Consider the following 25684-nt stretch of genomic DNA (forward strand, 5'->3'; position numbering starts at 1 on the left):
TCTAACCCAGCGTTTGCCCGGGCGACCACACGAATACAGAGGTTTTGGCCTGTCTCCGGGACCTGTCGCCAATCCAGGCAAACGAGTGGCCAGACGGGCAATGACCTGGCCGGCGCCGGCGCCTATAATGCCGGGCTTTGTGCCCCCTGCCCGCTTCGGAGCCCGCATGACCCAGGATCAACTCAAACAGGCCGTCGCCCAGGCCGCCGTCGACCTCATCCTGCCGAAACTCGACGACAAGAGCATCGTCGGGGTCGGCACCGGCTCCACCGCCAACTGCTTCATCGACGCCCTGGCCCAGCACAAGGGCGCCTTCGACGGCGCCGTGGCCAGCTCCGAAGCCACCGCCGCGCGCCTCAAGGGCCATGGCATCCCGGTGTACGAGCTCAACACCGTCAGCGAGCTGGAGTTCTACATCGACGGCGCCGACGAAAGCGATGCGCACCTGAACCTGATCAAGGGCGGCGGCGCGGCCCTGACCCGGGAAAAGATCGTCGCAGCCGTGGCCAAGACCTTCATCTGCATCGCCGATGCCAGCAAGCTGGTCCCGGTGCTGGGCGCTTTCCCGCTGCCAGTGGAAGTGATCCCGATGGCCCGCAGCCACGTGGCGCGCGAGCTGGTGAAGCTCGGCGGCGACCCGGTGTACCGCGAAGGCGTGATCACCGACAACGGCAACATCATCCTCGACGTGCATAACATGCAGATCAGCAACCCGGTGGAACTGGAAAGCCAGATCAATGCCATCGTCGGCGTGGTCACCAACGGCCTGTTCGCCGCACGCCCCGCCGATGTGCTGCTGCTGGGCACCGCTGAAGGCGTGAAGACCCTCAAGGCCTGATGCCCCGAGCCAGCGCAGGCGCTCACCGGGCGCCCGCACTGGCAGCACATGGCTTATTCCCCAGGCTTCCTGAAGACGTAGAACAGGTTCGGCTCACTGACCAGGTACAGCGTGCCCGCCTTGTCCATGGCCATTCCTTCTGCCTGGGGCACAGCCTTGCTCAAGCCTTGGCGCCCCCTGCCCAGTGCCAGGGTACTCAACGGACGCCCCTCGGTATCCAGCTCTACGATCAGCCGCGACTCATCCGACAAAGCCAGCAGATGCCCGCTGCCCGCGTCGTACTGCAAGCTGGAGAGATCACGCACGAACAACCCCGCGTCGCGCTTGGGATCATTCACCACATGCATGCCACGAGGCGCGTGCGGGTCGCTGTCGGGAAAGCCCCGCACCTCATAGATCAGCATCGGATCGCGCTCCTTGGCGACGAACAGCCGCTTGCCCGAGGCATCGTAGGCCAGGCCTTCGAACCCCTTGTTACCTCCCAGGTGCATGCCGAGGGTCACCTGCTCGGACAGCGCCGCATCCACCTGCGTCGTGTCCTCTTGCAGGTGGATCTTCACCAGCCGCTGCTGGCGCTCATCACTGATGACGTAAGTATCGGCACTGATGAACTCCACCGCCTCCGGGTCCGTGAAGCCGGCCAGGGCGATCCGCCGGAGAACCTGCCCCTCCAGGGACAGCTCGATCAGCTCGGCGTTCTTGTTGGTAACGGTGAACAGGCTATTGCGCAGCGGGTCGTAGGTCAGCGCCGAGACATCGTCCAGGCCCTCGATAAGCTGCGCCTCACGCACCACTCGGTAATCGCCCAGGCTCAGCGAGCGAGGATCACCCGCCTGCCAGTAGGCCTGCCAGTCGAACCAGGCGCGCTGCCACAACCGCTGGTTATGCGCGAACGCGACAAACAGCACGGCCACCAGGCAGAGCAATAGAGAGAGGGAATGAAGACGACTCAGAGGGTACATGGCGGACAGGCTCGAAATCAGGACAGGCCGATGAAATATCACAGCCGACTGAATTCAAGCTTAATCCGCGGGAAGGCCCGGGAAACCGGGCCAGGACTCAGCGCTTCTCGAAGCGGTAGAACAGATTGGGCTCACTGACCATATACAGGTTGCCAGCTTCGTCCATGGCTACGCCTTCGGCCCGCGGAATGGTGTGTTCCAGGCCGTTGAAACCACCGAGCAGGGTCATGAAGCTGACTTGTTCGCCTTGCTCGTCCAACTCCAGCAACAGGTGGGAGTCGGCAGACAGCACCAGGGTATGGCCGGTGCGCGGGTCGATCCCCAACGCCGATAGATTGCGCAGGTCGAGCTCGTCGCTAGGCAGCTTCTGCTTGTCGCCCTTGAGCACGGTACCGTCGCTGCTCCAGGTGAACAACGCCGGCGGACGCTCCTCTCCCAACAGCAGTTGCTGCTTGCGCGGGTCCCAGGCCACAGCCTCGAAAGCCTTGTTCTGGTCTGCCGAGGGGCCCAGGTCATACTTCGGGAAGTCCGCGATGTTCAGCTCCCTGGTATTGCCATCGACCTTGACGACCACCAGCGAATGCTCGCGCTCATCGACAATCGCCAACAGGCCGTTTTCCATGACCGCCACCCCTTCCGGGTTGCTCCAGCCCACCAGGGGAATCTTGCGCAGGACATCGCCCTGCAGGGTCAACTCCACCAGGAACGGGTGTTTGCCCATCACCGAAAACAGGGTCTTGGTCTGCGGACTGTAGGAAAGATCGGAAGCTTCATCACGCTCCATGCCCGGCAGGACCTTGGCATCGATCACCGCGCGATAGGCAGGCAGCCAGATACTGGCGTTGCGCTCGGCAGGACTGACGAAGCCTTCCTGGACCCAAAGCGCACCACGGTCATCCCAGTGCATGATGCTGGCGACGCCATAGCTGATCACCCCGGCCAACAGCAGCCAGGAATACCAACGCATGCGCAGGCGGCGCAGAGTAAAAGGTTTGGTCAGCGGTTGGGCATCCATTTCACAGATTCCAGAAGCTCGGCCATAGGTAATAGCACGCAGATTTCACATCCGCGAACGGTAAACCCAGTGATTATCCAGAGAGAATGTGAAAAAACGGTTAATGCCCTGGCGTTTTTACGAGGCGTCCAGATATTCAGGGCCGCCTCGCAGAAAGTTTCCGATCAACGGACGCTACTGGTAAAGCGACTGGCGCCTGGCAACTCCAGTACCAGCTCATCCCCCACGTTCAGCGGACCGACACCCACCGGTGTGCCGGTGAGAATCACATCGCCAGCTTGCAGGGAGAAGCAGCCAGCCATGTACTGGATCATGGGGACGATGGGATTGAGCATGATGCTGCTGTTGCCATCCTGGCGCACCTCGCCATTGATGGTCAGGCGAATGCCGATATCGCCCAGGTCGGCAAAGGTACTGCCCACTACAAAGGGCGCGATCACCGCCGCGCCATCGAACGACTTGGCGATTTCCCAGGGCAGGCCCTTGGCTTTCAGTTCGGCCTGCTTGTCCCGCAGGGTCAGGTCCAGGGCCGGGGCGAAGCCGGAAATGGCATCCAGCACCTCTTCACGGCTGGGCTTGGTGGACAGCGGCTTGCCGATCAACACGGCAATCTCGGCCTCGTAATGCACCGAGCCACGCTCGGTAGGAATGGCGAAACCGCCCTCCAGGGGAACGACGCAGCTACCGGGCTTGATAAACAACAAGGGCTCGGTGGGAACCGGGTTGTCCAGCTCCTTGGCGTGCTCGGCGTAGTTGCGACCGATGCATACCACCTTGCCCACCGGGAAATGAATCCGGGTACCGTCGACATACTGGTGCTGATAGCTCATTACCGACTCCTGCTCGTACGCGTGCTCTGGACGCTGCCTGGATTCAGGCAGCGAAGATCTTGCCCGGATTCATGATGCCGTTCGGATCGAATACCGCCTTGACCGCCTTCATGTACTCGATCTCCACCGGCGAGCGGCTATAGGTCAGGTAATCGCGCTTGGTCATGCCTACGCCATGTTCCGCGGAGATCGAGCCATTGTGCTTCTCGACGGTTTCGAACACCCATTTGTTGACCGTGGCGCACTTGGCGAAGAACTCGTCCTTGCTCAGGTTGTCCGGCTTGAGGATGTTCAGGTGCAGGTTGCCGTCGCCGATATGGCCGAACCAGACGATCTCGAAGTCCGGGTAGTGCTTGCCGACGATGGCGTCGATTTCCTGGAGGAATGCCGGCACTTTCGACACTGTGACCGAGATGTCGTTCTTGTACGGGGTCCAGTGGGAGATGGTCTCGGAGATGTACTCGCGCAGCTTCCACAGATTCTGCAGCTGGGTTTCGCTCTGGCTCATCACGCCATCCAGGACCCAGCCCTGCTCGACGCAATGCTCGAAAGTCTCCAGGGCGTGGTTGGCCACCTCTTCGGTGGTGGCTTCGAATTCCAGCAGGGCGTAGAACGGGCAGTCGGATTCGAATGGCGCCGGTACGTCGCCGCGGGCCAGGACCTTGGCCAGCGCCTTGTCGGAGAAGAACTCGAAAGCCGTCAGGTCGACCTTGCCCTGGAACGCATGCAGCACCGGCATGATCGAGTCGAAGTCAGGCGTGCCCAGGACCATGGCGGTGAGGTTCTTCGGCGCGCGATCCAGGCGCATGGTGGCCTCGACCACGAAACCCAGGGTGCCCTCGGCGCCGATGAACAACTGGCGCAGGTCGTAGCCGGTGGCGTTCTTGATCAGGTCCTTGTTCAGTTCAAGCAGGTCGCCGTTACCGGTGACCACCTTCATGCCAGCCACCCAGTTACGGGTCATTCCGTAGCGAATGACCTTGATCCCGCCGGCATTGGTGCCAATATTGCCGCCAATTTGGCTGGAACCTGCCGAAGCGAAGTCCACCGGGTAGTACAGGCCGTTTTCTTCCGCCAGGTTCTGCAGTTGCTCGGTGACCACGCCCGGCTGGCACACTGCGGTGCGATCGGTCAGGTTCAGTTCGAGAATCTGGTTCATGTAGTCGAAGGACACCACCACTTCGCCGCTGGCCGCCACGGCAGCGGCCGACAATCCGGTACGACCGCCCGAAGGCACCAGCGCCACCTTGTGCTGGTTGGCCCAGCGGACGATGGCCTGGACCTGTTCGATGGTCTTGGGGAACACGATGGCCGTGGGTGCGGGGGCGAAGTGCTTGGTCCAATCCTTGCCGTAGGCATTCAGCGAGTCAGCGTCGGTCAGCACCTTGCCGGGCTCAACCAGGGTCTTCAGCTCATCAATCAGGGCAGGATTGGTCATCGACAGAACTCTCGAACAATTCATGGTCATCCTGAGAACGCTTCACGTCGCAGGAATGAGTGTTTAGCGGGGCGCGTATGCTAGCATACCGCCCCCGCAGAAGAGTGCCCAAGGGCCTTCTGCGGTGTCGGCCACGCGCCGCCCAGGTCAGCTCAAGCTGTCCACTTCCCTGCCAATTTTCTCCGGGACACAGGTTTACGCAGATGAGCAAGACTTCTCTCGATAAGAGCAAGATCAAGTTCCTTCTCCTCGAAGGCGTCCACCAATCCGCTGTCGACGTGCTCAAGGCCGCCGGCTACACCAACATCGAGTACCTCACCAGTTCTCTGCCCGAAGCCCAGCTCAAGGAAAAGATCGCCGATGCACACTTCATCGGTATTCGCTCCCGTACCCAACTGACCGAAGAGATCTTCGACCACGCGAAGAAACTGGTCGCAGTAGGGTGCTTCTGCATCGGCACCAACCAGGTTGACCTGGCTGCTGCTCGCGAGCGCGGCATCGCAGTGTTCAACGCGCCTTACTCCAACACCCGCTCGGTAGCCGAGCTGGTACTGGCCGAGGCCATCCTGCTGCTACGCGGCATCCCCGAGAAAAATGCATCCTGCCACCGTGGCGGCTGGATCAAGAGCGCAGCCAATTCCTTCGAAATCCGCGGCAAGAAGCTGGGTATCGTCGGTTATGGCTCCATTGGCACCCAGCTGTCGGTCCTGGCCGAGGGCCTGGGCATGCAGGTGTTCTTCTACGACACCGTGACCAAGCTGCCGCTGGGCAACGCCACCCAGGTGGGCAACCTGCACGAGCTGCTGGGCATGTCCGACATCGTGACCCTGCACGTACCGGAAACCGCAGCCACCCAGTGGATGATCGGCGAGAAGGAAATCCGTGCCATCAAGAAGGGCGGCATCCTGATCAACGCTGCTCGCGGTACCGTGGTCGAGCTGGACGCCCTGGCGGACGCGATCAAGGACAAGCACCTGATCGGCGCAGCCATCGACGTGTTCCCGGTCGAGCCACGCTCCAACGACGAAGAGTTCGAAAGCCCGCTGCGCGGCCTGGACAACGTGATCCTGACCCCGCACATCGGCGGTTCCACTGCCGAAGCCCAGGCCAACATTGGCCTGGAAGTGGCCGAGAAGCTGGTCAAGTACAGCGACAACGGTACCTCGGTGTCCTCGGTCAACTTCCCCGAAGTGGCCCTGCCTGCCCACCCTGGCAAGCACCGCCTGCTGCACATCCACGAGAACATTCCGGGCGTGATGAGCGAGATCAACAAGGTCTTCGCCGAAAACGGCATCAACATCTCCGGCCAGTTCCTGCAGACCAACGAGAAGGTCGGCTACGTGGTGATCGACGTCGACGCCGAATACTCGGACCTCGCTCAAGAGAAACTGCAGCACATCAACGGCACCATCCGTTGCCGGGTGCTGTTCTAAGAGCAGCTGCAAGCGGCAAGTTTCAAGCGGCAAGCAAGGGCCCGCCCTGGTTTGTAGCTGCAGCCTTGTAGCTAGCCGTACAAAAAAGGGAGCCTTGATGGGCTCCCTTTTTTTGCGCGGCATTTACGTTTATTTCACTGTCACTGTGATTTTCTTGGAGACGATCACCGGGTCGAACGGTACGTGGTTCTTGTCTCCCAGCTCCAGTTGCAGGGTGTGCTTGCCCGGGGCCAGGGTCACTTCGGTCTCGGTCTGGGCCTTGCCGAAATGCAGGTGCTTGGCGTCCATCGGGATCGGCATGTTCTCGGCCGGCAGTTGGTCGACATCGATCAGCAGGTGATGGTGGCCGGTATTGGCGGCCTGGTCGCCAGCCGGCGCCAGGGCAATGCCCTCGACGCCGAACTTGACCTTGAAGGTCTTGTCCACGGTATCTCCGTCAGCTGGAGATACGATGAACACCTTGGCACCGGCGGGTGCCTGAGTACGAGGAATTTCAGCGGCGCCGACCTGCAATGAGGCCCCCAGCAACAGACCGGCCAGTGCCGCGCAAGACATGAATTTATTCATTTTTTTCTCCAGTTTTCCGCAAATCTTTTACGGTTATGACAACTTCGTGGCGATTCGTTGTCGAAGGCACTCAACACCTTAGCAAAGCGAGCCTGAATGGCGCATCGCTCATATGACTTCAAGGAGTGACCATGCGTTTGCCTGGCCTGATACTTTTGCTACCTCTGGTAAGCCTCTGCGCCCAAGCCGAACTGATTGACGACATCAACGACCGTGGTGAACTGCGCATTGCCCTGGAAGCCGATACCCCCCCCTTCAACTTCAAGGACGAAGGCAGGCTCACCGGCTTCGAGGTCGAACTGGGGCAGTTGCTGGCCAGCGAACTGGACGTACGCGCCGACTTCGTCGTGACCGAGGCCGCCGAGCTGCTGCCTGGTGTCGAGAGCGGTCGCTTCGACGTCGCCATCAACCACATAGCAGTGACCCCGGAACTCAAGGATCGTTTCGACTTCAGTGAACCCTATAGCTACTCCAACGCCCAACTGATCGTGCGCAAGGAAGAACAACACCCACTCTTCAACCTGCAATCCCTGCGCGGCCGGGCCCTCGGTGTGGCCCAGGGCAGCCAGTTCGTCGACCAGGCACGGACCGTGGAAGGGATCAACCTGCGCAGCTATGCCGACGCCCAGCAGCCGATCAAGGATGTAGCGGACAAGCAGATCGATGCCGCCATCAGCGATCGCCTGCTGATCCCCTACGCCATTCGTGACAGCCGCCTGCCAGTGAAGGAAGGCGCCAAGGTGGGGCCTACCCTGAGCCTGGCCATTCCCTTCCAGAAGGGTAATCCGGCCTTTCGTGCCAGCCTGAACGGCGCCCTGCAGCGGATCAAGGCCGATGGCCGGCTGATGACCCTGTCGGAAAAATGGTTCGGCATCGACGCCAGCAAACCGCCCAAGGGCGAGACCGAGCAATAAACCTGAGCTGTAGCCACTGGCGCAGGCCGCGAATGGCTCGAAGGATTGCACCGCAGGGACGCCAAAGGTTTGGCGAGAGTATGCCAAGCGAGGCGCTGCGGGCCTTATCGCAGCCTCACTGAAACTCGACAGCGGTTACGAGGACAATGCGGCGAGGGCCCTGGCGGCCTCGAGCAGTTGCAACTCGCTGAAGACCTGCACGCCATGTTGCTTGAGCAAGGCGGCGGTGACGCCCTCTCCCGGGACCTTGACCCCACTGAAGGTGCCGTCATAGGTCAACAGGTTACCGCAAGACGGGCTGTTGGCCTTGAGCACGGCAATGCGGATGCCGTGCTTTTCCACCAGGGCCAAAGCCTGCCGGGCCCCGGAGAGGAACTCGGCGCTGACATCTTCACCTTCCGTGGTCATCACCGGTGCCCGCCCCTGCAGCACATCGACGCCCTGGCCACCCGGGATTTCCGCCGCGGCCCGTGGTGTCGGCAAGCCACCAGCCACTTCCGGACACAGCGCCACCACGCGCCCTTCCTGCTGCCAGGCCGCCAATTGATCGAAGGGGCCGCTGGCACCACCGTCGTAGCGTACTCGGTGGCCCAGCAGGCAGCGGCTGACCAGGATCTTGTGCATGGTCAGAACGGCTCGTTGCCACGGCGTCGGAACCAGCCGGTCAAGGACAGGCGTTCCCGGGTCGCGGGCAGGACTTCATGGGGCATTTCGCCGGAGAGGAATACCACTAGCCGGCCGCCGACCGGATCGACATCGTGCTCGCCGCGCTCCCCCAGGTACATGCGCAGTTGCCCGCCATGCTCGGGCAGCCATTGCGAGTTGAGGTAGATCACCGCCGACACCATGCGCCGGTCATCGTCGCGAAAGCGGTCCACATGGCGCTTGTAGAAGGCCCCTGGTGGGTACATCGCGAAATGACACTCGAAATCCTCCAGGCCGAGGAACAGGCCACGGTTCAAGGCTTCGCGCAGGCTGTCCATGAGCGCCAGGTAGGCGTCGCTGGCCTCGGCCTGGCCGGGCTCGAGCCACTGGATATGGTCGCCGCGGATACCCTCGCGGATTTCCTGGGCAGGGCCGCGCCCAACCGCCGCTGGAGCCAGTTCGCCCTCGGCGGCACGTTTACGGCACTCGGCAGCCAGGTCGAGGGTCAGAGCCTCAGGCAGGAAAATATCCTGCTGCGACCAGCCACGGGCGGCCAGGTCGTCGACGATGCTCAACAACAGCGGATGATCAGAGGGTATGTGCATGGCGCGCATAGTATCCAGCCGCAGATAAATCTGACAGAGCCGCAGGGCGGCAGATTCAGCTTTTTTTCCAACGTGCCTGGAACCATGACTTCATCTGATACGAATTCTCGACAACCACCCTCTTGCCCCGGAGAATAGTCGCCTGCTGACAGGAGTCCTTATGCGCCGTTTGCTTTTCTCACTGTTGATCCTCTGCACCACGCCCGCCTGGGCAGACAGCCACGACCAGTTGTACAAGGTCGCCGGTTGGGAGCAGCAGCGCGCGCACTTCAGCGATGCCCTCAACGCCGCCCAGCAGCGCTACCAGAACAGCCTGCCGCCAGCGGTCTACCAGGCCCTGGTGGATAACAGCAACCAGCGCTTCGCCCCCCAGGCCGTGGACAACCGGGCCGAGGAGCAACTACGCCAGCACTTGGCCGACCCGGCTCCCGCCCTGAATTTTTTCCAATCCCCCCTGGGCCGCAAGATCGTCGCCGCAGAACTGCTGGCTACCCGCCGCGACCAGTTGGCCAAGAACGCCCAGGGCCTGCCGAAGATGCAGGCCAGCGACAACCGTCAATTGATCATCGGCCACTTGGCCCAGGCCTTGCCCGCCCGCGAGGCCGGCGCGGAAGTCACCCTGGCCATCGCCGGGGTCGCGGCCGACAGCCTGAGCCAGATGATTCCCGGCCTGCTGGGCAACGGCCAGGCCCAGGGCATGCTCAACGGCCAGCGCCAGCGCCTGATGCAACAGATTGGTGCCGACTTGAACAACACCCTGCTGTACGTCTACCGGGACCTGTCCGATACCGAACTGGAAGAGTTCGCCACTTTTGCCGAATCCGCCGAAGGCAAGGCCTATTACCAAGCGGCCCTGGCCGCGATCCGCGCGGGCCTGGCGGTAGGCCAGAACACCTCCAGCCTCGCGCCCTGATCCGATAACTCACCTGTAGCCGCTGCCGAGCCTGCGAGGCGGCGCAAAGGGCCGCAGAACCTTGCCAGGCGATCGCTTACCCAACCAACGACCTTGAAACCTGGCGGCCCAGGCCAGTGCCTCAGTGGCCAACGGCTGCAAGGCAGGCGCGCTCCTGCGGCTCAAACGTGCCGCGCCAGGAACGCGAAATACTGGTCGCGGTACAGCGGCACTTCATTCGCCAGGTGATGCCGCGCTTCCGGCAGCATCAGCACCTCGGGCGCATTGAACTTGCTGCGGATCACCTGCAGGTTGTGCTGCCAGTCCACGGTCATGTCCGCTTGCCCCTGCACGATCACCGGCTGCCTGTTGCTGCGCGGGGCTGCCTCCAACCGCTTGATCCAGCGCGCCAGCGCACCGACCCAGGCCGTCGGCAGGCGCTGGGGCTGCAGGGGGTCGGCCTGGAGGAACGCGAGGAAGTCCTGGTCGTTGGAATTCTCGCTGAACCGCCGGGCGATGCCGGTGACGAAAGGCCGCAGCAGGTAGTAGCTGAGCAGCGACCAGCCCCACGCCCGGGGCCTGACCAGCGGCGATAGCAGAAACACCTGGCCCTGGGCCGGGCTTTGCGCGCCCTGGCTGAGCAAGTGATCCATGACGATAGCCCCGCCGGTGCTCTGCCCGAACAGGTGCCAGGGCGTGGGCAGCTCCAGGGCCCGCGCTTGCTCGAACAACCCCTGCAGCACTTGCTGGTACACCGCGAAGTCGTCGATGCTGGCCCGTTCGCCACTGGACAGGCCATGGCCGGGCAAGTCACAGGAAATCACCACGAAATCCCGTTGCAGCGCCCACTCGATCACATGCCGATATAGGCCCATGTGGTCGTAGAAGCCATGGAACAGGAACATCGTCGCCCGCGGCTGCGCTGGCCACCAGACCTGGCAGACCACCTCATAACCCTCCACCTGGAAGCGCCCCAAGCGGCTGCGGGGCACTCGCGCACGCCCGGCGAAGTCCAGGCCGTAGAAACGCTGGTAGGCCTGGCCCTGATCCGACAGGGGCTGCCCATCGGCCAGTGATTGCAGGCTGGCGCGCAGGAGGTCGGGGTCGAAGGTCGTAGGCATGGATGTTTCCAAAACGGGGTACCGGGCAAAACGGGCTTTGTGGGCCTGCGATATTCATCTGTCGCGGCAAGCATGGCAAGCTACGCGACCTTCGAGGACCGATCCCCATGCGCCAGCCCTACCGCACGACCCTGCTTGCCAGCCTGCTCGTCCTGATTTGCGCCGCCGTCCTGTGGAGCGCCTACGACTGGTTCCAGGGCCGCTACCTGCGGGCCTTCAGCGAGCATACGGCGATGTTCTCCGGCGATGCCCTGCAGTTGCCAGAGGAACTGGCCGGCCCGGGAGCGATTCGCCTGGTGCACTTCTGGGACCCGGCCTGCCCCTGCAACGTCGGCAACCAGCAGCACCTGGCCGAGCTGATCGAAACCTATGGCCCCCGGGGCGTGGAGTTCTACGCCGTGCAAAAGCCAGGCAGCCATGATCGGTTACCAGGCAACCTGGACCGGCTCAAGCCCCTGCACAACCTGCCCGGAGCCGAACAGATCCCCGCCAGCCCGGCCGTGGCGATCTGGGACCGCAACGGCCAGCTGGCCTACTTCGGCCCCTACAGCGAAGGCCTGACCTGCAACTCCAGCAACAGCTTCATCGAACCCATTCTCCAGGCCCTGCAGGAAGAGCGCGGGGTCAGCGCCACCCATACCCTGGCGGTGGGCTGCTACTGCCCCTGGGCCAGCGGCAACGACCAAGGCATTCACGACTAATCGAGGACTGCCTCCTGCGCACTGCTGTCCAGATGTGCTACATGTCTGCTGCCCGAGCAAGACGGCACTGAACACAACAACAGCAAGGAGCTCGCATGAAACGCAGCCTGACCGTCGTCGCCGTGTTGGTCCTCGCCCTGCTGGCGGGCATCGGCGGGTATCTGTACAGCAAGCAGCCGGTGCGTCAGGGCCAGGTGGAGATCAGCGGCCTGCAAGGCTCGGTCACGGTGCGCTACGACGAGCGCGGCGTACCGCACATCCGCGCGGAGAACGAAACCGACCTGTATCGCGCGCTGGGCTACGTGCATGCCCAGGACCGTCTGTTCCAGATGGAAATGCTGCGACGCCTGTCCCGTGGCGAGCTGGCCGAGATCCTCGGGCCCAAGCTGCTCGATACCGACAAACTGTTCCGCAGCCTGCGCATCCGCGAGCGAGCCGATAGCTACGTAGCCGCGCTGGACCGCCAGTCCCCGGCCTGGAAGGCCCTGGAAGCCTATCTGGACGGTATCAACCAGTATCAGGAAAGCCACGCCCAACCCATGGAGTTCGACGTCCTGGGCATCCGCAAGCGACCCTTTACCGCCGAAGACACTGTCAGCGTCGCCGGGTTCATGGCCTACAGCTTCGCCATGGCCTTTCGCTCCGAGCCCGTGCTGACCTACATCCGCGACGAACTGGGCAACGACTACCTGAAGATCTTCGACCTGGACTGGCAACCCAAGGGCGTGCTGGCCAAGGGTAAGCCACAACCGTCCCTGCCCCTGGCCACCATTGATTGGCAGGACCTGGGCCGCATCGCCCACCTGAGCCAGCAAGCCCTGGTGGAGGCCGGGTTGCCGCAATTCGAAGGCAGCAATGCCTGGGCCGTGGCCGGCAGCCGGACCAAAAGCGGCCGCCCGCTGCTGGCCGGCGACCCGCATATCCGCTACTCCCTGCCGTCGGTGTGGTACGAAGCGCAGCTGTCGGCACCGGGCTTCGAGCTCTACGGCCACCACCAGGCCCTGGTGCCCTTTGCGTTTCTGGGCCATAACCTGGACTTCGGCTGGAGCCTGACCATGTTCCAGAACGACGATCTCGACCTGATCGCCGAGAAGGTCAACCCGGACAACCCCAACCAGGTCTGGTATCACGAGCAGTGGGTCGACCTGGCCAGCAGCCAGCAGCAGATCGCCGTCAAGGGCCAGGCACCGGTGACCTTGACCCTGCGCCAGTCGCCCCATGGCCCGATCATCAACGACATGCTCGGCAGCACCGTGGGCAAGGCCCCGGTGGCCATGTGGTGGGGTTTCCTGGAGACCCCCAACCCGATACTCGATGGCTTCTACCAGCTCAACCGCGCCGACACCCTGGCCAAGGTCCGCGCCGCGGCGGCCAAGGTCCACGCACCCGGGCTGAATATCGTCTGGGCCAATGCCAAGGGCGATATCGGCTGGTGGGCCTCGGCGCTGCTGCCCAAGCGCCCGGCCGGCGCCAAGCCGGCCTTCATCCTCGACGGCAGCACCGCCATGGCGGACAAGGATGGCTTCTACCCCTTCAGCGCCAATCCCCAGGAAGAGAACCCGGCCCGGGGCTACATCGTCTCGGCCAACTTCCAGCCAGTCTCGCCCACCGGCATGGAGATCCCCGGCTACTACAACCTGCCCGACCGCGGCCAGCAGCTGGATCGCCAACTCAGCGACAAGAGCGTGAAATGGGACCTGGAGAACACCCAGAAGCTGCAACTGGGCACCACCACCGCCTACGGTCCGCGCCTGTTGGCACCTCTGCTGCCAGTACTGCGTGAAGTGGTCAGCGCCCCAGAGGAACTCAAGCTGGTGGAGCAACTGGCGCAATGGCAAGGCGACTATCCACTGGAATCCACCAGCGCCACCCTGTTCAACCAGTTCCTGTTCGAACTGGCCAACGCCACCTTCCATGAAAAGCTCGGCGATGCTTTTTTCGATGCGCTGATCCAGGCCCGCGTTGTGGATGCCGCCCTGCCACGCCTGGCGGCAGACCCCGATTCACCCTGGTGGGACAACCGTGCCACCGCCCAGCGTGAAACCCGGGCCGACACGGTGAAAGTGGCCTGGCGCGCCAGCCTCGACCACCTCAAGCGCACCCTGGGGCCGAACCCGGCGCAATGGCGCTGGGGCACTGCCCACACCCTGACCCATGTTCATCCGCTGGGCATGCAAAAACCCCTGGACCGCGTGTTCAACGTCGGCCCCCTGGAAGCCCCCGGCAGCCATGAGGTGCCGAACAACCTCACCAGCAAGATCGGCCCGGCCCCCTGGTCGGTGGTCTACGGCCCTTCGACCCGGCGCATCATCGACTTCGCCGATCCGGCCCATAGCCTGACCATCAACCCGGTCGGCCAGAGCGGGGTGCTGTTCGACAAGCACTATGACGACCAGGCCGAGGCCTACATCGAAGGGGTTTACCAGCAGGCGCACTTCAGCGAAGAGGAAGTCACTGCCAACACCCGCAGCACCCTGAAGCTGCTGCCGGCCCGCCGCCCCTGAACCAGGCGCCCTGGTAGCCGCCGCTGGCTACCAGGACGGCGGGGCGAAGTTCGCCCGGAACTGCTGCGGGGTCAGCCCCAGGCGGCGCTTGAACACACGGAGCAGGTGCTGGGCATCGCGAAACCCGCAGCGATAGGCCAGGGTCTTGAGCGGCGCCGACGAGCGCTCCAGCAGCGCCCGAGCGGCATCTACCCGCGCCCGCTCGACGAACTGTGCCGGGGTTATTCCAGCCTCACGAACAAAGACCCGGGAAAAGTTGCGTGGACTCATGCGCGCCGCACGCGCCAGCTCGCCGATACTCAGGTTGTCCTGCAGGTGATCCAGCACATGTTGCTGGACCTGGGCCACGACGGAGGTGGCTGTAGCCTGGGGCAGCAGGAACGGGCTGAACTGCGACTGGCCTCCGGCACGCTGGGTAAACACCACCAGGCGCTTGGCCACGTTCAAGGCCACCTCGGCGCCCCAGTCCTTGGCCAGCAGATACAACGACAGGTCGATGCCGGCGGTGACCCCCGCCGAGGTAAACAGCCTGTCGTCCTCGACATACAGGCGATCGACCTCGACCCGAGTCGAGGGATACGAGGCCGCGAGCGCCGGCGCATCGCTCCAGTGGGTGGTCACCGTGCGTCCCTCCAGCAGGCCTGCCCGAGCCAGGATGAACGCGCCGTTGCAGATCGAACCGAAGCCCGCGGCCCGGGCACAAGCCCCGCGCAGCCAGGCGTCGAAGGCCGGACCGAAGTCGCTGCCGGGGACTTGCGGCCCACCCGCCACCAGCAACAGGTCGAAGGCTTCCACAGCCTCTTCGAAGGAGCGCCGGGCCTGCAGCACCAGGCCGTTGGAGCAAACCTGCGCGCCGGCCTGGAGCCCGATCACCTCCAGGCGGTAATGGTCTTCGACCGGCAAGAACCGATTGGCCTCGCAAAATACGTCCATGGGGCCCGTCACATCGAGGGCCTGGACACCGGGAAACACCAGGATGGCAACGGATCTGGCCATGGCACGCACCTTCTTCTATGGGCCGGGCAGGCAAGCCCGACGCTGGATTGTCGCAACCAGGCCCCCGAGGCGACAGCCCATGGCCGTAAATGCCCCCAGGTTGGCCCGGATCGCAGCCCCGGATCGATTGTCCCCATGCCCGGCCAGGCACAGACTCTGGGCTCCAGCGCCAGTACGGCGCCCGCCACGAGGACCGCCCCATGAGCTCCACCATCGCCGGGATCAAGATTCCCGACAGCGCCCTGGCCCGGGCCACCACCGACTACATTCGCGATATCGAATCCGACTTGCTGTACCACCACTCGCGTAGGGTGTTCCTGTTCGGTGCCCTGAGCGGCGAACGCCGCCAGTTGCAATACGACCCACAGCTGCTGTACGTCGGCGCGATGTTCCACGACCTGGGCCTGCTGCCCGGCCACCGCAGCGACGACCAGCGCTTCGAAGTCGACGGCGCCAATGCCGCCCGGGACTTCCTCAAGCCCTACGGGCTGAGCGACGACGATATCGAGCAAGTCTGGCTGTCCATCGCCCTGCATACCACTCCCGGCATCCCCCAGCACCTGCGCCCCACCGTGGCCCTGGTCACAGCCGGGGTCGAGATGGACGTCCTGGGCATCGACTACGCGGCCTTCCCCAGCGCCCAGCGCGAGGCGGTGGTGCATGCCCATCCCCGGGGCGAAGGTTTCAAGGAGTGCATCATCTGCGCATTCGCCGACGGCCTGCGCCATCGGCCGCAGACCACCTTCGGCAACGTCAAGACCGATGTCCTGGCCGACCAGCAGCCTGGGTTCCAGCCGACGAACTTCGTCGAAGTGATTCGCCGCTCGCCCTGGGTTTCCTGAACCAGGATACGAGGCCAGAAACCACAACGCCCCTGGAAAGGGGCGTTGTGCTATTGCAACAGGCTCAAGCGGCTTGCGGCGCCTTGGGCCGACGCACGTCCGGCTGTTTCCAGGAATCGGCGGCGCTCTCTTCGATGGCTTGCTGGATCGCCCGCTTGCGGGCCTCTTCGGCACGCCGGCTGAAGAACCAGACCAGGAAGGTCACCAGGGACACCGCCAGCAGGATCAGGCTGGCCACGGCGTTGATCTCCGGCTTGACCCCCAGGCGCACTGCCGAGAAGACTTCCATCGGCAAGGTGGTGGAGCCCGGGCCGGACACGAAGCTGGCCAGCACCAGGTCGTCCAGGGACAGGGCGAAGGACATCATGCCGCCCGCCGCCAGGGACGGGGCGATCATCGGGATGGTGATCAGGAAGAACACCTTGAACGGCCGCGCGCCCAGGTCCATGGCCGCTTCTTCGATGGACAGGTCCAGCTCGCGCAGGCGCGCCGACACCACCACCGCCACGTAGGCGGCACAGAAGGTGGTATGGGCGATCCAGATGGTGGCGATGCCACGCTCCTGGGGCCAGCCGATGGCCTGGGCCATGGCCACGAACAGCAGCAACAGCGACAGGCCGGTAATCACCTCGGGCATCACCAGCGGCGCGGTGACCAGGCCGCCGAACAGGGTGCGCCCCTTGAAGCGGCTGATCCGGGTCATGACGAACGCCGCCAGGGTGCCCAGGGCCACCGCCGCCACGGCGGTGTAGCAGGCGATCTCCAGGGAGCGCAGCACCGAGCCCATCAACTGGGTGTTGTCCAGCAGGCCGACATACCAGCTGACCGACCAACCGCCCCACACCGTCACCAGCCGCGAGGCGTTGAACGAGTAGATCACCAGGATCAGCATCGGCAGGTAGATGAACAGCAGGCCCAGGACCAGCATCAGGTTGGAGAAACTGAAGCGCTTCATTCCTTGGCCTCCATTTCTTTGGCCTGGCTACGGTTGAACAGGATGATCGGCACGATCAGGATCGCCAGCATCACCACCGCCAGGGCCGAGGCCACCGGCCAGTCACGGTTGTTGAAGAACTCCTGCCACAGCACCTTGCCGATCATCAGGGTCTCCGGACCACCGAGCAATTCAGGAATCACGAATTCACCCACCACCGGGATGAACACCAGCATGCAGCCGGCGATGATGCCGTTCTTGGACAGCGGTACGGTGATCCTCCAGAAGCTGTTGAAGGTCCCCGACCCCAGGTCGGCGGCGGCTTCCAGCAGGCTTGGGTCATGCTTGACCAGGTTGGCGTACAGCGGCAGCACCATGAACGGCAGGTAGGAATAGACCACGCCGATGTACACCGCGGTGTTGGTGTTGAGGATCTGCAGCGGCTCGCTGATCCAGCCCATGGACATCAGGAAGCCGTTGAGCAGGCCGTTGTTGCTCAGGATGCCCATCCAGGCATAGACGCGGATCAGGATCGCGGTCCAGGTCGGCATCATGATCAGCAGCACCAGCACGGTCTGCATTTCCTTGCGGGCACTGGCGATGGCATAGGCCATCGGGTAGCCGATCAGCAGGCAGAGGATGGTGCTGATGAATGCCATCTTCAGCGAGCCGAGGTAGGCGGCGATGTACAGCTCGTCGTCCCCGAGCATCGCGTAGTTGCCCAGGTTCAGCAGGATCTGCAGCTTCTGGTCGACGTAGCTGTAGATCTCGGTGTACGGCGGGATGGCCACGTCCGCTTCGGCGAAGCTGATCTTCAGGACGATGAAGAACGGCAGCATGAAGAACAGGAACAGCCAGATGAACGGAATCCCGATGACCAGCTGGCGGCCTCCGGGAATTATTCGGTCGAGTCGGCGCTTGAGCTTTCGCATGTTCATGAGCGCAGTACCACGCCGCTGTCGTCTTCCCACCACACGTAGACCTGGTCACCCCAGGTCGGCCGCGCCCCGCGGCGCTCGGCGTTGGCGACGAAGGATTGCACCAGCTTGCCGCTCGGCAGCTCAACGTAGAACACCGAGTGGCCGCCCAGGTAGGCGATGTCGTGGACCTTGCCACTGGACCAGTTGTACTCGCAGGTCGGCATCTCGGCGGTCACCAGGAGTTTTTCCGGGCGGATGGCGTAGGTCACCGACTTGTCCTGGACCGAGGTGCTGATGCCGTGGCCGATGTAGATGTTGCGGTCCACGTCCTTGCAAGTAATCAAGGCATGGCCTTCGGCATCGTCCACCACTTCGCCCTCGAAGATGTTGACGTTGCCGATGAACTCGCAGACCAGGCGGCTGACCGGGGTCTCGTAGATATCGATCGGGCTGCCGATCTGGGCGATCCAGCCCAGGTGCATGATGGCGATGCGCTCGGCCATGGTCATGGCCTCTTCCTGGTCGTGGGTCACCATCACGCAGGTCACGCCTACGCGCTCGATGATCTCCACCAGCTCCAGTTGCATCTGCGAGCGCAGCTTCTTGTCCAGGGCGCCCATGGGCTCGTCGAGCAGCAGCAGCTTGGGTCGCTTGGCCAGGGAGCGGGCCAGGGCCACGCGCTGGCGCTGGCCGCCGGAGAGCTGGTGCGGCTTGCGCTTGGCGTACTGGCTCATCTGCACCAGCTTGAGCATCTCCGCCACCCGGGCGTCGATCTCCGCCGTCGGGATCTTGTCCTGCTTGAGGCCGAAGGCGATGTTCTGCGCCACGGTCATGTGCGGGAACAGCGCATAGGACTGGAACATCATGTTGATCGGCCGCTCGTAGGGCGGCATGTCGGTAATGTCCACGCCATCGAGGAAGATCCGCCCCTCGGTAGGCCGCTCGAAGCCGGCCAGCATGCGCAGCAGGGTGGACTTGCCCGAACCGGAGCCGCCCAGCAGGGCGAAGATCTCGCCTTTCTTGATCTCCAGGGACACATCGTCCACGGCCACCGTCTCGTCGAACTTCTTCGTGACCCGGTCGATCTTGACCAGCACCTGCTTGGGTGTCTGGTCGCCCTCGAGGGCTTTCTTATAGGCGCCGGAGGCAACTGCCATTTGCGAAACTCCCAACAAAATTTTCAGCCCGCCCCTGGTGGACGGGTCCCGGATAGTTTGAGCCTGTAGAACTATTTACCCGTCTTGACCTTGGTCCAGCTGCGGTTCATCAAGCGTTGGATACTGGCTGGCAACTCTATGGACACGTAAGTCTTGTCGAGCACGGCCTGCGGTGGATAAACCGCTTCATCGGTGCGGATGGACTGGTCCATCAACTTGTCCGACCCGGGGTTGGGGTTGGCATAACCGACATAATCACTGACCTGGGCGATCACCTCAGGTTGCAGCAAATAGTTGATGAAGGCGTGAGCCTCCTTGACGTTGCTCGAGTCCTTGGGGATGGCCAGCATGTCGAACCACAGGGCGCCGCCTTCCTTGGGAATGGTGTAGGCGATGTTCACGCCCTTGCCGGCATCGGCGGCCCGGGCCCGGGCCTGGAACACGTCGCCGGAAAAGCCGACGGCCACGCAGATATTGCCGTTGGCCAGGTCAGAGATGTACTTGGACGAGTGGAAGTAGGTCACGTAGGGACGTACCGCCAGGAGCTTGGCCTCGGCCTTCTTGTAGTCCTGAGGGTTGGTGCTGTTGGCGTCCAGCCCCAGGTAGTTGAGCACCGTGGGCATCATTTCGTCGGCGGAATCGAGGAAGGCCACGCCGCAGCCGCTGAGCTTCTTGATGTTCTCCGGCTCGAACAGGGCGCTCCAGGAGTCGATCTTGTCCACACCCAGGGCGGCCTTCACTTTCTCGACGTTGTAGCCAATGCCGTTGGTGCCCCACAAATAGGGCACCGCGTATTGGTTGCCCGGGTCGTTGGCTTCAAGGCGCTTGAGCAACTTCGGGTCGAGGTTGGCATAGTTGGGCAACAGGCTCTTGTCGAGCTTCTGGAACGCCCCGGCCTTGATCTGCTTGCCCAGGAAGTGGTTGGACGGCACTACCACGTCATAACCGGTACGACCGGCCAGCAACTTGCCTTCCAGGGTTTCATTGGAATCGAATACGTCATACAGCGGCTTGATACCCGTGGTCTTTTCAAACTCAGACAGGGTGCTCTGACCGATGTAGTCGGACCAGTTATAAATATGCACCGTCGGTGCCGCCTGAACGCCTGCCACCAGCGTCAGGCTGGCGGCGACCAGCATGGCTTTGCGAAATAAAGAAATAGGCAAGTGGAGGTCCTCTTAAATAGTTGGGCCCAAGTTGCTCCGAGCTACCTGACAGCCCCCAAGCTGCCCAGCAACAAAACCGGCGCGCAACTTACCCTCGATAAACCAATCCAGCAAAACTTTCTGTCATTTATTTGTTTCCTGTTGCCGTCGTCGTCACGACAACGGCAACAGGTCTTGCTGAAAATCGGCTTACTTGCCGGATTTGATCTTGGTCCAGCTGCGAGTCAGGATGCGCTGGGTTGCGGCCGGCAGGTCGGCGATCGCATACAGCTTGGCCTGGACTTCAGCCGGTGGGTAAACGCCTGGATCGCTGGTGATGTCTTTATCGACCAGTGGGGTTGCAGCCGCGTTACCGTTGGGGAAGCGCACGGCGTTGGTGATCTCGGCCATGATTTCCGGCTTCTGCAGGAACGTCATGAACTTGTAGGCACCCTCGACGTTCTCTGCGTCCTTGGGAATGGCCACCATGTCGTAGAAGCTGCCAGCACCTTCCTTGGGAATGTTATAGCTGACCTTGACCTTGTCACCGGCTTCCGCAGCGCGGGCCTTGGCCTGGTAGATGTCACCCGAGTAACCCACGGCTACGCAGATATTGCCGTTGGCCAGGTCCGAGATGTATTTGGAGGAGTGGAAGTAGCCGATCGAAGGACGGATCTTGAGGAACAGCTTCTCAGCCTCGTCCAGTTGCTTCTTGTCCTGGCTGTCGGTCGGATAGCCCAGGTAGTGCAGCGCCACCGGGATCATCTCGGTCGGCGAATCGAGGAAGCTGATACCGCAGGACTTCAACTTCTCGGCGTTTTCCGGCTTGAACAACAGGTCCCAGGAGTTGGTGGGAGCATCGGCACCCAGCGCAGCCTTGACCTTCTCGGCGTTGAAGCCGATGCCGATCGAACCCCACATGTAAGGGAAGGCATGCTTGTTGCCCGGGTCACTCACCGATACCGCCTTGAGCAGCGACTCGTTGAGGTTCTTCCAGTTCGGCAACTTGGACTTGTCCAGGTCCTGGTAGACACCGGCCTTGATCTGCTTGGCCAGGAAGTTGTTGGAAGGCACTACCACGTCGTAACCGGACTTGCCGGCGAGCAACTTGGCTTCCAGGGTTTCATTGCTGTCGAAAACGTCATAGACAACCTTGATACCCGACTCGGCTTCAAACTTCTTGATGGTGTCTGGAGCAATGTAGTCGGACCAGTTGTATACGTGCAGCACTTTATCGTCCGCCTGTGCTGCCGCCGCCATCACGCCCATCAGGGACATGGCGAGGAGGGTCTTGCCAGCTAACTTCTTACCTAATGCCTTCATGCGTAATGCTCCAATTATTCTTTTTAACCACATTCTCGGTGATCAGGAGCCAGGACCAGGTTCCGGGCCACTAAAAACGGCGGGTAGTCTGGCAAGATCCAAGGCCGGCTTTCAAGAAAAGTCGGCCTTTAATCTGCCCTGGACACGGTGCCCGCAAGCACCGCGCCCAAAGCCTAGCACTCAGCCCTGCAGGACACTCAAGGTCAGGTCCAGGCACTTACGCGCCTTGGCCACCAACTCGTCGATTTCCGCCTCGCTGATCACCAGCGACGGGGCAATGATCATGGTGTCGCCCACGGCGCGCATGATCAGGCCGTTGTCGAAGCAGAACTGCCGGCAAATCATGCCCACGCCTCGGCCCTCGTAGCGCGCCCGGGTGGCCTTGTCCTTGACCAATTCGATTGCCCCCAACATCCCCAGGCCACGAACTTCGCCCACCAGCGGGTGGTCGCCGAGCTCACGCAGACGCTTCTGCAAATACGGTGCCGTCTGGCTATGTACCTTCTCGACGATTTTCTCTTCGCGCAGGATACGGATGTTTTCCAGGCCCACCGCTGCTGCCACCGGGTGGCCGGAATAGGTGAAGCCGTGGTTGAAGTCACCGCCCTCGCTGAGCACCTTGGCCACGGTGTCACGTACGATCACACCGCCCATGGGGATGTAACCGGAGGTCAGGCCCTTGGCGATGGTCATGAGGTCAGGCGCCAGGTCATAGTAGTCGGCGCCGAACCATTGGCCGGTGCGACCGAAGCCGCAGATCACTTCGTCGGCGACGAACAGGATCTCGTACTTGGCGAGGATTTCCTTGATCTTCGGCCAGTAGGTTTCCGGAGGGATGATCACACCGCCAGCGCCCTGGATCGGCTCGGCAATGAAGGCGGCAACGTTGTCTTCGCCGACTTCGAGGATTTTCTTCTCCAGTTGCTCGGCAGCCCACACGCCGAACTCATCCGGCGTCATGTCGCCGCCTTCGCCGAACCAATATGGCTGCGGGATATGCACGATGCCGGGAATCGGCAGGCCGCCCTGCTCGTGCATGCCGCTCATGCCGCCCAGGCTGGCGCCAGCTACCGTGGAACCGTGGTAGCCGTTGATGCGGCCGATGATGGTCTGCTTCTGCGGCTTGCCCTTGAGCGCCCAGTAATGGCGCACCATGCGCAGCACGGTGTCGTTGCCCTCGGAGCCGGAGCCGGTGAAGAACACATGGCTCATGCCCTTGGGGGCCACGTCGATGATCGCCTTGGCCAGTTCCAGCGCCGGTGGGTGGGCAGTCTGGAAGAACAGGTTGTAGTACGGCAGTTCGCGCATCTGCTTGCTGGCCACCTCGGCCAGTTCGTCACGACCGTAGCCGACGGCCACGCACCACAGCCCGGCCATGCCGTCGAGAATCTGGTTGCCTTCACTGTCCCACAGGTACACGCCCTTGGCATGGGTGATGATTCGCGGCCCCTTCTCCTTCAGTTGATTGAAGTCGCTGAAGGGTGCCAGGTGGTGATCACTGCTGAGGGTTTGCCACTCGCGGGTTTGCGGGTTTTTATGAGTCATCAATGTCTCCTTAGTGTCAGTGAAGGCGCCACCGCCGGACAGCGGCGCCCGGCGTATCAGACGGCGAACAACAGGAATTCCCTCTCCCAGGAACTGATCACGCGCTTGAAGTTTTCATGCTCGGCCCGTTTGACCGCGACGTAGCCGGTGATGAATTTGTGGCCCAGGTACTTCTCGATGGTCTTGCTGTTTTCCATCCGTTCCAGTGCGTCCTCGATGGTCAGCGGCAGGCGCAGGTTGCGGCGCTCGTAGCCACGGCCCACCACTGGCGCACTCGGGTTGTGCCCCTCGACCATGCCGATGAAGCCGCACAGCAGGCTGGCGGCGATCGCCAGGTAGGGATTGGCGTCGGCACCCGGCAGGCGGTTTTCCACCCGGCGGTTCTGCGGCCCGGCATCCGGCACCCGCAGGCCCACGGTACGGTTCTCCTCGCCCCACTCGACGTTCACCGGCGCCGAGGTGTCGGGCAGGAAACGGCGGAACGAGTTGACGTTGGGGGCGAACAGCGGCAGCAGCTCGGGGATGAATTTCTGCAAGCCGCCAATGTGATTGAGGAACAGCTGGCTCATGGTCCCGTCTTCATTGGAGAAGACGTTCTTGCCCGTGTTGATGTCGATGATGCTCTGGTGCAGGTGCATGGCACTGCCCGGCTCGCCGGTCATGGGCTTGGCCATGAAGGTGGCCGCCACATCGTGCTTGAGCGCCGCTTCGCGCATGGTGCGCTTGAACACCAGGATCTGGTCGGCCAGGGACAGGGCGTCGCCGTGACGGAAGTTGATTTCCATCTGCGCCGTGCCGTCTTCGTGGATCAGGGTATCGAGGTCCAGCTCCTGCAGTTCGCACCAGTCGTAGACATCCTCGAACAGTGGGTCGAATTCGTTGGCCGCTTCGATGGAGAAAGACTGGCGCCCGGTTTCCGGACGGCCGGAACGGCCCACCGGCGGCTGCAACGGGTAGTCGGGGTCCTCGCTGCGCTTGGTCAGGTAGAACTCCATTTCCGGCGCCACGATCGGCTGCCAGCCATGGTCGGCATAGAGTTTCAGGACCTTCTTGAGCACGTTGCGCGGCGACAGCTCGATGGGGTTGCCCTGCTTGTCGTAGGTATCGTGGATCACCTGGGCCGTGGGCTCTATGGCCCAGGGTACGAGATAGACCGCGTTATGGTCGGGGCGACAGATCATGTCGATGTCCGCCGGGTCCAGCAGCTCGTAATAGATGTCGTCTTCGACATAGTCGCCGGTGACGGTCTGCAGTAGCACGCTCTCGGGCAGGCGCATGCCTTTTTCGGCGATGAACTTGTTGGTCGGCGAGATCTTTCCCCGGGTGATGCCGGTCAGATCGCCGATCATGCATTCGACTTCTGTGATCTTGTGGTCTTTCAACCAATCGGTGAGCTGGTCGAGGTTGTTACTCATAAATGCCTCTAGGCTGAGTTTCCTGACTCTCTATTAAGTCAGGCGTTGTATGACGCTTCGGCGTCGCGCTGTTTTGCCCGCTTGCGGCAGGCATCACCAAAAGCCCGGAAGATGGCCAGGTAGTGAGGATTGCAGCTTACCTGCCATTCGGGGTGCCATTGCACCCCCAAAGCAAAAGCCTTGCTCGCCTCGACGGAAACAGCCTCGATCAGCCCATCCGGAGCCCGGGCCTCGACCTTCAACCCCGGGGCCAGGCGCTCGATGCCCTGGGCATGGATCGAGTTGACTTGGATTGTTTCCGGTAGCCCCAGCCCCGCCAGTACTCCATCGGCCTCGATGAACAGCTCGTGGGCCGGCGCATACCAGGCGTCCAGGGGTTGGCCGGGCACCTCGGCATGCCGGTGGTCCATGAACGGCGGCACCTGGTGCACGCTCTGGTGCAGGCTGCCGCCCAGAGCGACATTCATCTCCTGGAAGCCGCGGCAAATCCCCAGAACCGGGACGCCCGCCTCGACGGCGGCATCGAGCAGCGGCAGGGTGGCGGCATCCCGTGCAGAATCATGAGCAGTTCCAGGCTCGCTGGCCTGGCCCTGATAGTGGAAAGGTTCGATATTGGAAGGGGAGCCGGTAAAGAGGATACCGTCCAGACCGTCCAGAATATCGGACGGGGCAAGCAGCTGCGCCATGGACGCGAGGATCACCGGCAGGCCCTGGGCCGCGGTGGCTACTGCCTGGACATACTCGTCGCCACTGATGTGATAAGCGTGCGAACCGATCTGCCTAGAGCAGGCGGTGACGCCGATTAACGGCAGGCGAGACATGAAACACCCCGGTATTATTGATGTTATGGGTTTGGCCCGAGCTTAGCCTTGTTCATTTTTTTACACAACACCCCTGTAAAAGATACAACACAGCCTGTTCAAACCAAGGGTAGCCAGGGTG

24 protein-coding genes are annotated in these 25684 nt (G+C 62.5%); 7 read left to right on the forward strand and 17 right to left on the reverse strand.

Features of this window, described 5'->3' with window-relative positions; all coding sequences use genetic code 11:
* The first annotated feature begins 166 nt into the window (after positions 1 to 166).
* A complete protein-coding gene (rpiA, locus tag I9018_RS30730; RefSeq protein WP_068575426.1) occupies positions 167 to 838 on the forward strand; it encodes a ribose-5-phosphate isomerase RpiA in 672 nt (223 codons plus the stop codon).
* Positions 839 to 891: 53 nt separating this feature from the next.
* Here rpiA and I9018_RS30735 read toward each other — a convergent pair whose 3' ends face one another.
* The 4 genes from I9018_RS30735 to I9018_RS30750 all read right to left on the reverse strand — a co-directional run bounded on the left by I9018_RS30735 (position 892) and on the right by I9018_RS30750 (position 5083).
* Entirely contained in the window at positions 892 to 1800 is a 909-nt protein-coding gene (locus tag I9018_RS30735) for an SdiA-regulated domain-containing protein (protein ID WP_241108254.1), read from the reverse strand.
* 97 nt (positions 1801 to 1897) lie between these two features.
* Entirely contained in the window at positions 1898 to 2815 is a 918-nt protein-coding gene (locus I9018_RS30740; protein WP_068575424.1) for an SdiA-regulated domain-containing protein, read from the reverse strand.
* 164 nt (positions 2816 to 2979) lie between these two features.
* Complete coding sequence (locus tag I9018_RS30745) at positions 2980 to 3645, reverse strand: fumarylacetoacetate hydrolase family protein (protein ID WP_068575423.1); 666 nt, start codon at positions 3643 to 3645, stop codon at positions 2980 to 2982.
* Between the two features lie 43 nt (positions 3646 to 3688).
* Positions 3689 to 5083 (reverse strand): FAD-binding oxidoreductase, encoded by a 1395-nt coding sequence (locus tag I9018_RS30750; protein WP_068575422.1) that lies wholly within the window; start codon positions 5081 to 5083, stop codon positions 3689 to 3691.
* A 203-nt stretch (positions 5084 to 5286) separates the two neighbouring features.
* On the opposite strand from I9018_RS30750, the gene serA reads away from it, so the two are divergent.
* On the forward strand, positions 5287 to 6516 hold the full coding sequence (gene serA / locus I9018_RS30755; protein WP_241108255.1) for a phosphoglycerate dehydrogenase: 1230 nt from the start codon (positions 5287 to 5289) through the stop codon (positions 6514 to 6516).
* A 129-nt stretch (positions 6517 to 6645) separates the two neighbouring features.
* Here the strand turns inward: serA and I9018_RS30760 are convergent, their stop codons facing one another.
* Positions 6646 to 7083: a DUF4399 domain-containing protein gene (locus I9018_RS30760; protein ID WP_068575420.1), complete on the reverse strand. Its 438-nt coding sequence runs from the start codon at positions 7081 to 7083 to the stop codon at positions 6646 to 6648.
* Between the two features lie 131 nt (positions 7084 to 7214).
* Here I9018_RS30760 and I9018_RS30765 point away from each other — a divergent pair, with 131 nt between their 5' ends.
* On the forward strand, positions 7215 to 7997 hold the full coding sequence (locus I9018_RS30765) for a transporter substrate-binding domain-containing protein (protein WP_241108256.1): 783 nt from the start codon (positions 7215 to 7217) through the stop codon (positions 7995 to 7997).
* 135 nt (positions 7998 to 8132) lie between these two features.
* Here the strand turns inward: I9018_RS30765 and I9018_RS30770 are convergent, their stop codons facing one another.
* Positions 8133 to 8621 carry a DUF523 domain-containing protein gene (locus I9018_RS30770; protein ID WP_241108257.1) on the reverse strand — a complete coding sequence of 163 codons (489 nt, stop codon included), beginning with the start codon at positions 8619 to 8621 and terminating at the stop codon, positions 8133 to 8135.
* A 2-nt stretch (positions 8622 to 8623) separates the two neighbouring features.
* Positions 8624 to 9256 (reverse strand): 2OG-Fe(II) oxygenase, encoded by a 633-nt coding sequence (locus I9018_RS30775; protein ID WP_241108258.1) that lies wholly within the window; start codon positions 9254 to 9256, stop codon positions 8624 to 8626.
* 151 nt (positions 9257 to 9407) lie between these two features.
* Here I9018_RS30775 and I9018_RS30780 point away from each other — a divergent pair, with 151 nt between their 5' ends.
* Positions 9408 to 10160, forward strand: a complete 753-nt coding sequence (locus tag I9018_RS30780; RefSeq protein WP_241108259.1) for a DUF2059 domain-containing protein — start codon at positions 9408 to 9410, stop codon at positions 10158 to 10160.
* A gap of 161 nt (positions 10161 to 10321) precedes the next feature.
* Here I9018_RS30780 and I9018_RS30785 read toward each other — a convergent pair whose 3' ends face one another.
* Positions 10322 to 11260 (reverse strand): alpha/beta hydrolase, encoded by a 939-nt coding sequence (locus I9018_RS30785; RefSeq protein WP_241108260.1) that lies wholly within the window; start codon positions 11258 to 11260, stop codon positions 10322 to 10324.
* A gap of 107 nt (positions 11261 to 11367) precedes the next feature.
* Between I9018_RS30785 and I9018_RS30790 the strand changes: the two genes are divergently transcribed.
* Entirely contained in the window at positions 11368 to 11961 is a 594-nt protein-coding gene (locus I9018_RS30790; protein WP_124347139.1) for a DUF6436 domain-containing protein, read from the forward strand.
* A 95-nt stretch (positions 11962 to 12056) separates the two neighbouring features.
* Entirely contained in the window at positions 12057 to 14465 is a 2409-nt protein-coding gene (locus tag I9018_RS30795; RefSeq protein WP_241108261.1) for a penicillin acylase family protein, read from the forward strand.
* A gap of 27 nt (positions 14466 to 14492) precedes the next feature.
* On the opposite strand, the gene I9018_RS30800 is transcribed toward I9018_RS30795, so the two are convergent.
* Positions 14493 to 15461, reverse strand: a complete 969-nt coding sequence (locus I9018_RS30800) for a GlxA family transcriptional regulator (protein WP_241108262.1) — start codon at positions 15459 to 15461, stop codon at positions 14493 to 14495.
* Positions 15462 to 15661: 200 nt separating this feature from the next.
* On the opposite strand from I9018_RS30800, the gene I9018_RS30805 reads away from it, so the two are divergent.
* Positions 15662 to 16303 (forward strand): HD domain-containing protein, encoded by a 642-nt coding sequence (locus I9018_RS30805; protein WP_241108263.1) that lies wholly within the window; start codon positions 15662 to 15664, stop codon positions 16301 to 16303.
* 64 nt (positions 16304 to 16367) lie between these two features.
* On the opposite strand, the gene I9018_RS30810 is transcribed toward I9018_RS30805, so the two are convergent.
* From I9018_RS30810 to I9018_RS30845, 8 genes are all read right to left on the reverse strand, one after another.
* Positions 16368 to 17258, reverse strand: a complete 891-nt coding sequence (locus I9018_RS30810) for an ABC transporter permease subunit (protein WP_022641701.1) — start codon at positions 17256 to 17258, stop codon at positions 16368 to 16370.
* Complete coding sequence (locus tag I9018_RS30815) at positions 17255 to 18175, reverse strand: ABC transporter permease subunit (RefSeq protein WP_022641702.1); 921 nt, start codon at positions 18173 to 18175, stop codon at positions 17255 to 17257. Before I9018_RS30815 ends, I9018_RS30810 begins: the two co-directional genes overlap by 4 nt.
* On the reverse strand, positions 18172 to 19314 hold the full coding sequence (gene potA, locus I9018_RS30820) for a polyamine ABC transporter ATP-binding protein (protein ID WP_241108264.1): 1143 nt from the start codon (positions 19312 to 19314) through the stop codon (positions 18172 to 18174). The genes I9018_RS30815 and potA overlap by 4 nt, the downstream gene beginning before the upstream one ends.
* 71 nt (positions 19315 to 19385) lie before the next feature.
* Entirely contained in the window at positions 19386 to 20480 is a 1095-nt protein-coding gene (locus I9018_RS30825) for a polyamine ABC transporter substrate-binding protein (RefSeq protein WP_241108265.1), read from the reverse strand.
* Positions 20481 to 20669: 189 nt separating this feature from the next.
* Positions 20670 to 21782 (reverse strand): polyamine ABC transporter substrate-binding protein, encoded by a 1113-nt coding sequence (locus I9018_RS30830; RefSeq protein WP_068575407.1) that lies wholly within the window; start codon positions 21780 to 21782, stop codon positions 20670 to 20672.
* 180 nt (positions 21783 to 21962) lie between these two features.
* Complete coding sequence (locus I9018_RS30835; protein WP_124347134.1) at positions 21963 to 23327, reverse strand: aspartate aminotransferase family protein; 1365 nt, start codon at positions 23325 to 23327, stop codon at positions 21963 to 21965.
* Positions 23328 to 23383: 56 nt separating this feature from the next.
* On the reverse strand, positions 23384 to 24742 hold the full coding sequence (locus I9018_RS30840; RefSeq protein ID WP_068575405.1) for a glutamine synthetase family protein: 1359 nt from the start codon (positions 24740 to 24742) through the stop codon (positions 23384 to 23386).
* A 38-nt stretch (positions 24743 to 24780) separates the two neighbouring features.
* Positions 24781 to 25563, reverse strand: a complete 783-nt coding sequence (locus I9018_RS30845; protein WP_068575404.1) for a gamma-glutamyl-gamma-aminobutyrate hydrolase family protein — start codon at positions 25561 to 25563, stop codon at positions 24781 to 24783.
* Positions 25564 to 25684 lie beyond the last annotated feature (121 nt).

It is taken from the genome of Pseudomonas sp. MPFS (assembly GCF_022537035.1).
In the GTDB taxonomy this organism is placed as follows: Bacteria; Pseudomonadota; Gammaproteobacteria; order Pseudomonadales; family Pseudomonadaceae; genus Aquipseudomonas; species Aquipseudomonas sessilinigenes.

Bases quoted from the DNA above. Each gene is read 5' to 3' on its own strand.
- I9018_RS30830 (WP_068575407.1), bottom strand. From the start codon at position 21,782: ATGAAGGCATTAGGTAAGAAGTTAGCTGGCAAGACCCTCCTCGCCATG.
- serA (WP_241108255.1), top strand. From the start codon at position 5,287: ATGAGCAAGACTTCTCTCGATAAGAGCAAGATCAAGTTCCTTCTCCTC.
- rpiA (WP_068575426.1), top strand. From the start codon at position 167: ATGACCCAGGATCAACTCAAACAGGCCGTCGCCCAGGCCGCCGTCGAC.
- I9018_RS30765 (WP_241108256.1), top strand. From the start codon at position 7,215: ATGCGTTTGCCTGGCCTGATACTTTTGCTACCTCTGGTAAGCCTCTGC.
- I9018_RS30760 (WP_068575420.1), bottom strand. From the start codon at position 7,083: ATGAATAAATTCATGTCTTGCGCGGCACTGGCCGGTCTGTTGCTGGGG.
- I9018_RS30790 (WP_124347139.1), top strand. From the start codon at position 11,368: ATGCGCCAGCCCTACCGCACGACCCTGCTTGCCAGCCTGCTCGTCCTG.
- I9018_RS30805 (WP_241108263.1), top strand. From the start codon at position 15,662: ATGAGCTCCACCATCGCCGGGATCAAGATTCCCGACAGCGCCCTGGCC.
- I9018_RS30780 (WP_241108259.1), top strand. From the start codon at position 9,408: ATGCGCCGTTTGCTTTTCTCACTGTTGATCCTCTGCACCACGCCCGCC.
- I9018_RS30750 (WP_068575422.1), bottom strand. From the start codon at position 5,083: ATGACCAATCCTGCCCTGATTGATGAGCTGAAGACCCTGGTTGAGCCC.
- I9018_RS30815 (WP_022641702.1), bottom strand. From the start codon at position 18,175: ATGAACATGCGAAAGCTCAAGCGCCGACTCGACCGAATAATTCCCGGA.
- I9018_RS30770 (WP_241108257.1), bottom strand. From the start codon at position 8,621: ATGCACAAGATCCTGGTCAGCCGCTGCCTGCTGGGCCACCGAGTACGC.
- I9018_RS30785 (WP_241108260.1), bottom strand. From the start codon at position 11,260: ATGCCTACGACCTTCGACCCCGACCTCCTGCGCGCCAGCCTGCAATCA.
- I9018_RS30800 (WP_241108262.1), bottom strand. From the start codon at position 15,461: ATGGCCAGATCCGTTGCCATCCTGGTGTTTCCCGGTGTCCAGGCCCTC.
- I9018_RS30795 (WP_241108261.1), top strand. From the start codon at position 12,057: ATGAAACGCAGCCTGACCGTCGTCGCCGTGTTGGTCCTCGCCCTGCTG.
- I9018_RS30775 (WP_241108258.1), bottom strand. From the start codon at position 9,256: ATGCGCGCCATGCACATACCCTCTGATCATCCGCTGTTGTTGAGCATC.
- I9018_RS30840 (WP_068575405.1), bottom strand. From the start codon at position 24,742: ATGAGTAACAACCTCGACCAGCTCACCGATTGGTTGAAAGACCACAAG.
- potA (WP_241108264.1), bottom strand. From the start codon at position 19,314: ATGGCAGTTGCCTCCGGCGCCTATAAGAAAGCCCTCGAGGGCGACCAG.
- I9018_RS30745 (WP_068575423.1), bottom strand. From the start codon at position 3,645: ATGAGCTATCAGCACCAGTATGTCGACGGTACCCGGATTCATTTCCCG.
- I9018_RS30845 (WP_068575404.1), bottom strand. From the start codon at position 25,563: ATGTCTCGCCTGCCGTTAATCGGCGTCACCGCCTGCTCTAGGCAGATC.
- I9018_RS30740 (WP_068575424.1), bottom strand. From the start codon at position 2,815: ATGGATGCCCAACCGCTGACCAAACCTTTTACTCTGCGCCGCCTGCGC.
- I9018_RS30835 (WP_124347134.1), bottom strand. From the start codon at position 23,327: ATGACTCATAAAAACCCGCAAACCCGCGAGTGGCAAACCCTCAGCAGT.
- I9018_RS30735 (WP_241108254.1), bottom strand. From the start codon at position 1,800: ATGTACCCTCTGAGTCGTCTTCATTCCCTCTCTCTATTGCTCTGCCTG.
- I9018_RS30810 (WP_022641701.1), bottom strand. From the start codon at position 17,258: ATGAAGCGCTTCAGTTTCTCCAACCTGATGCTGGTCCTGGGCCTGCTG.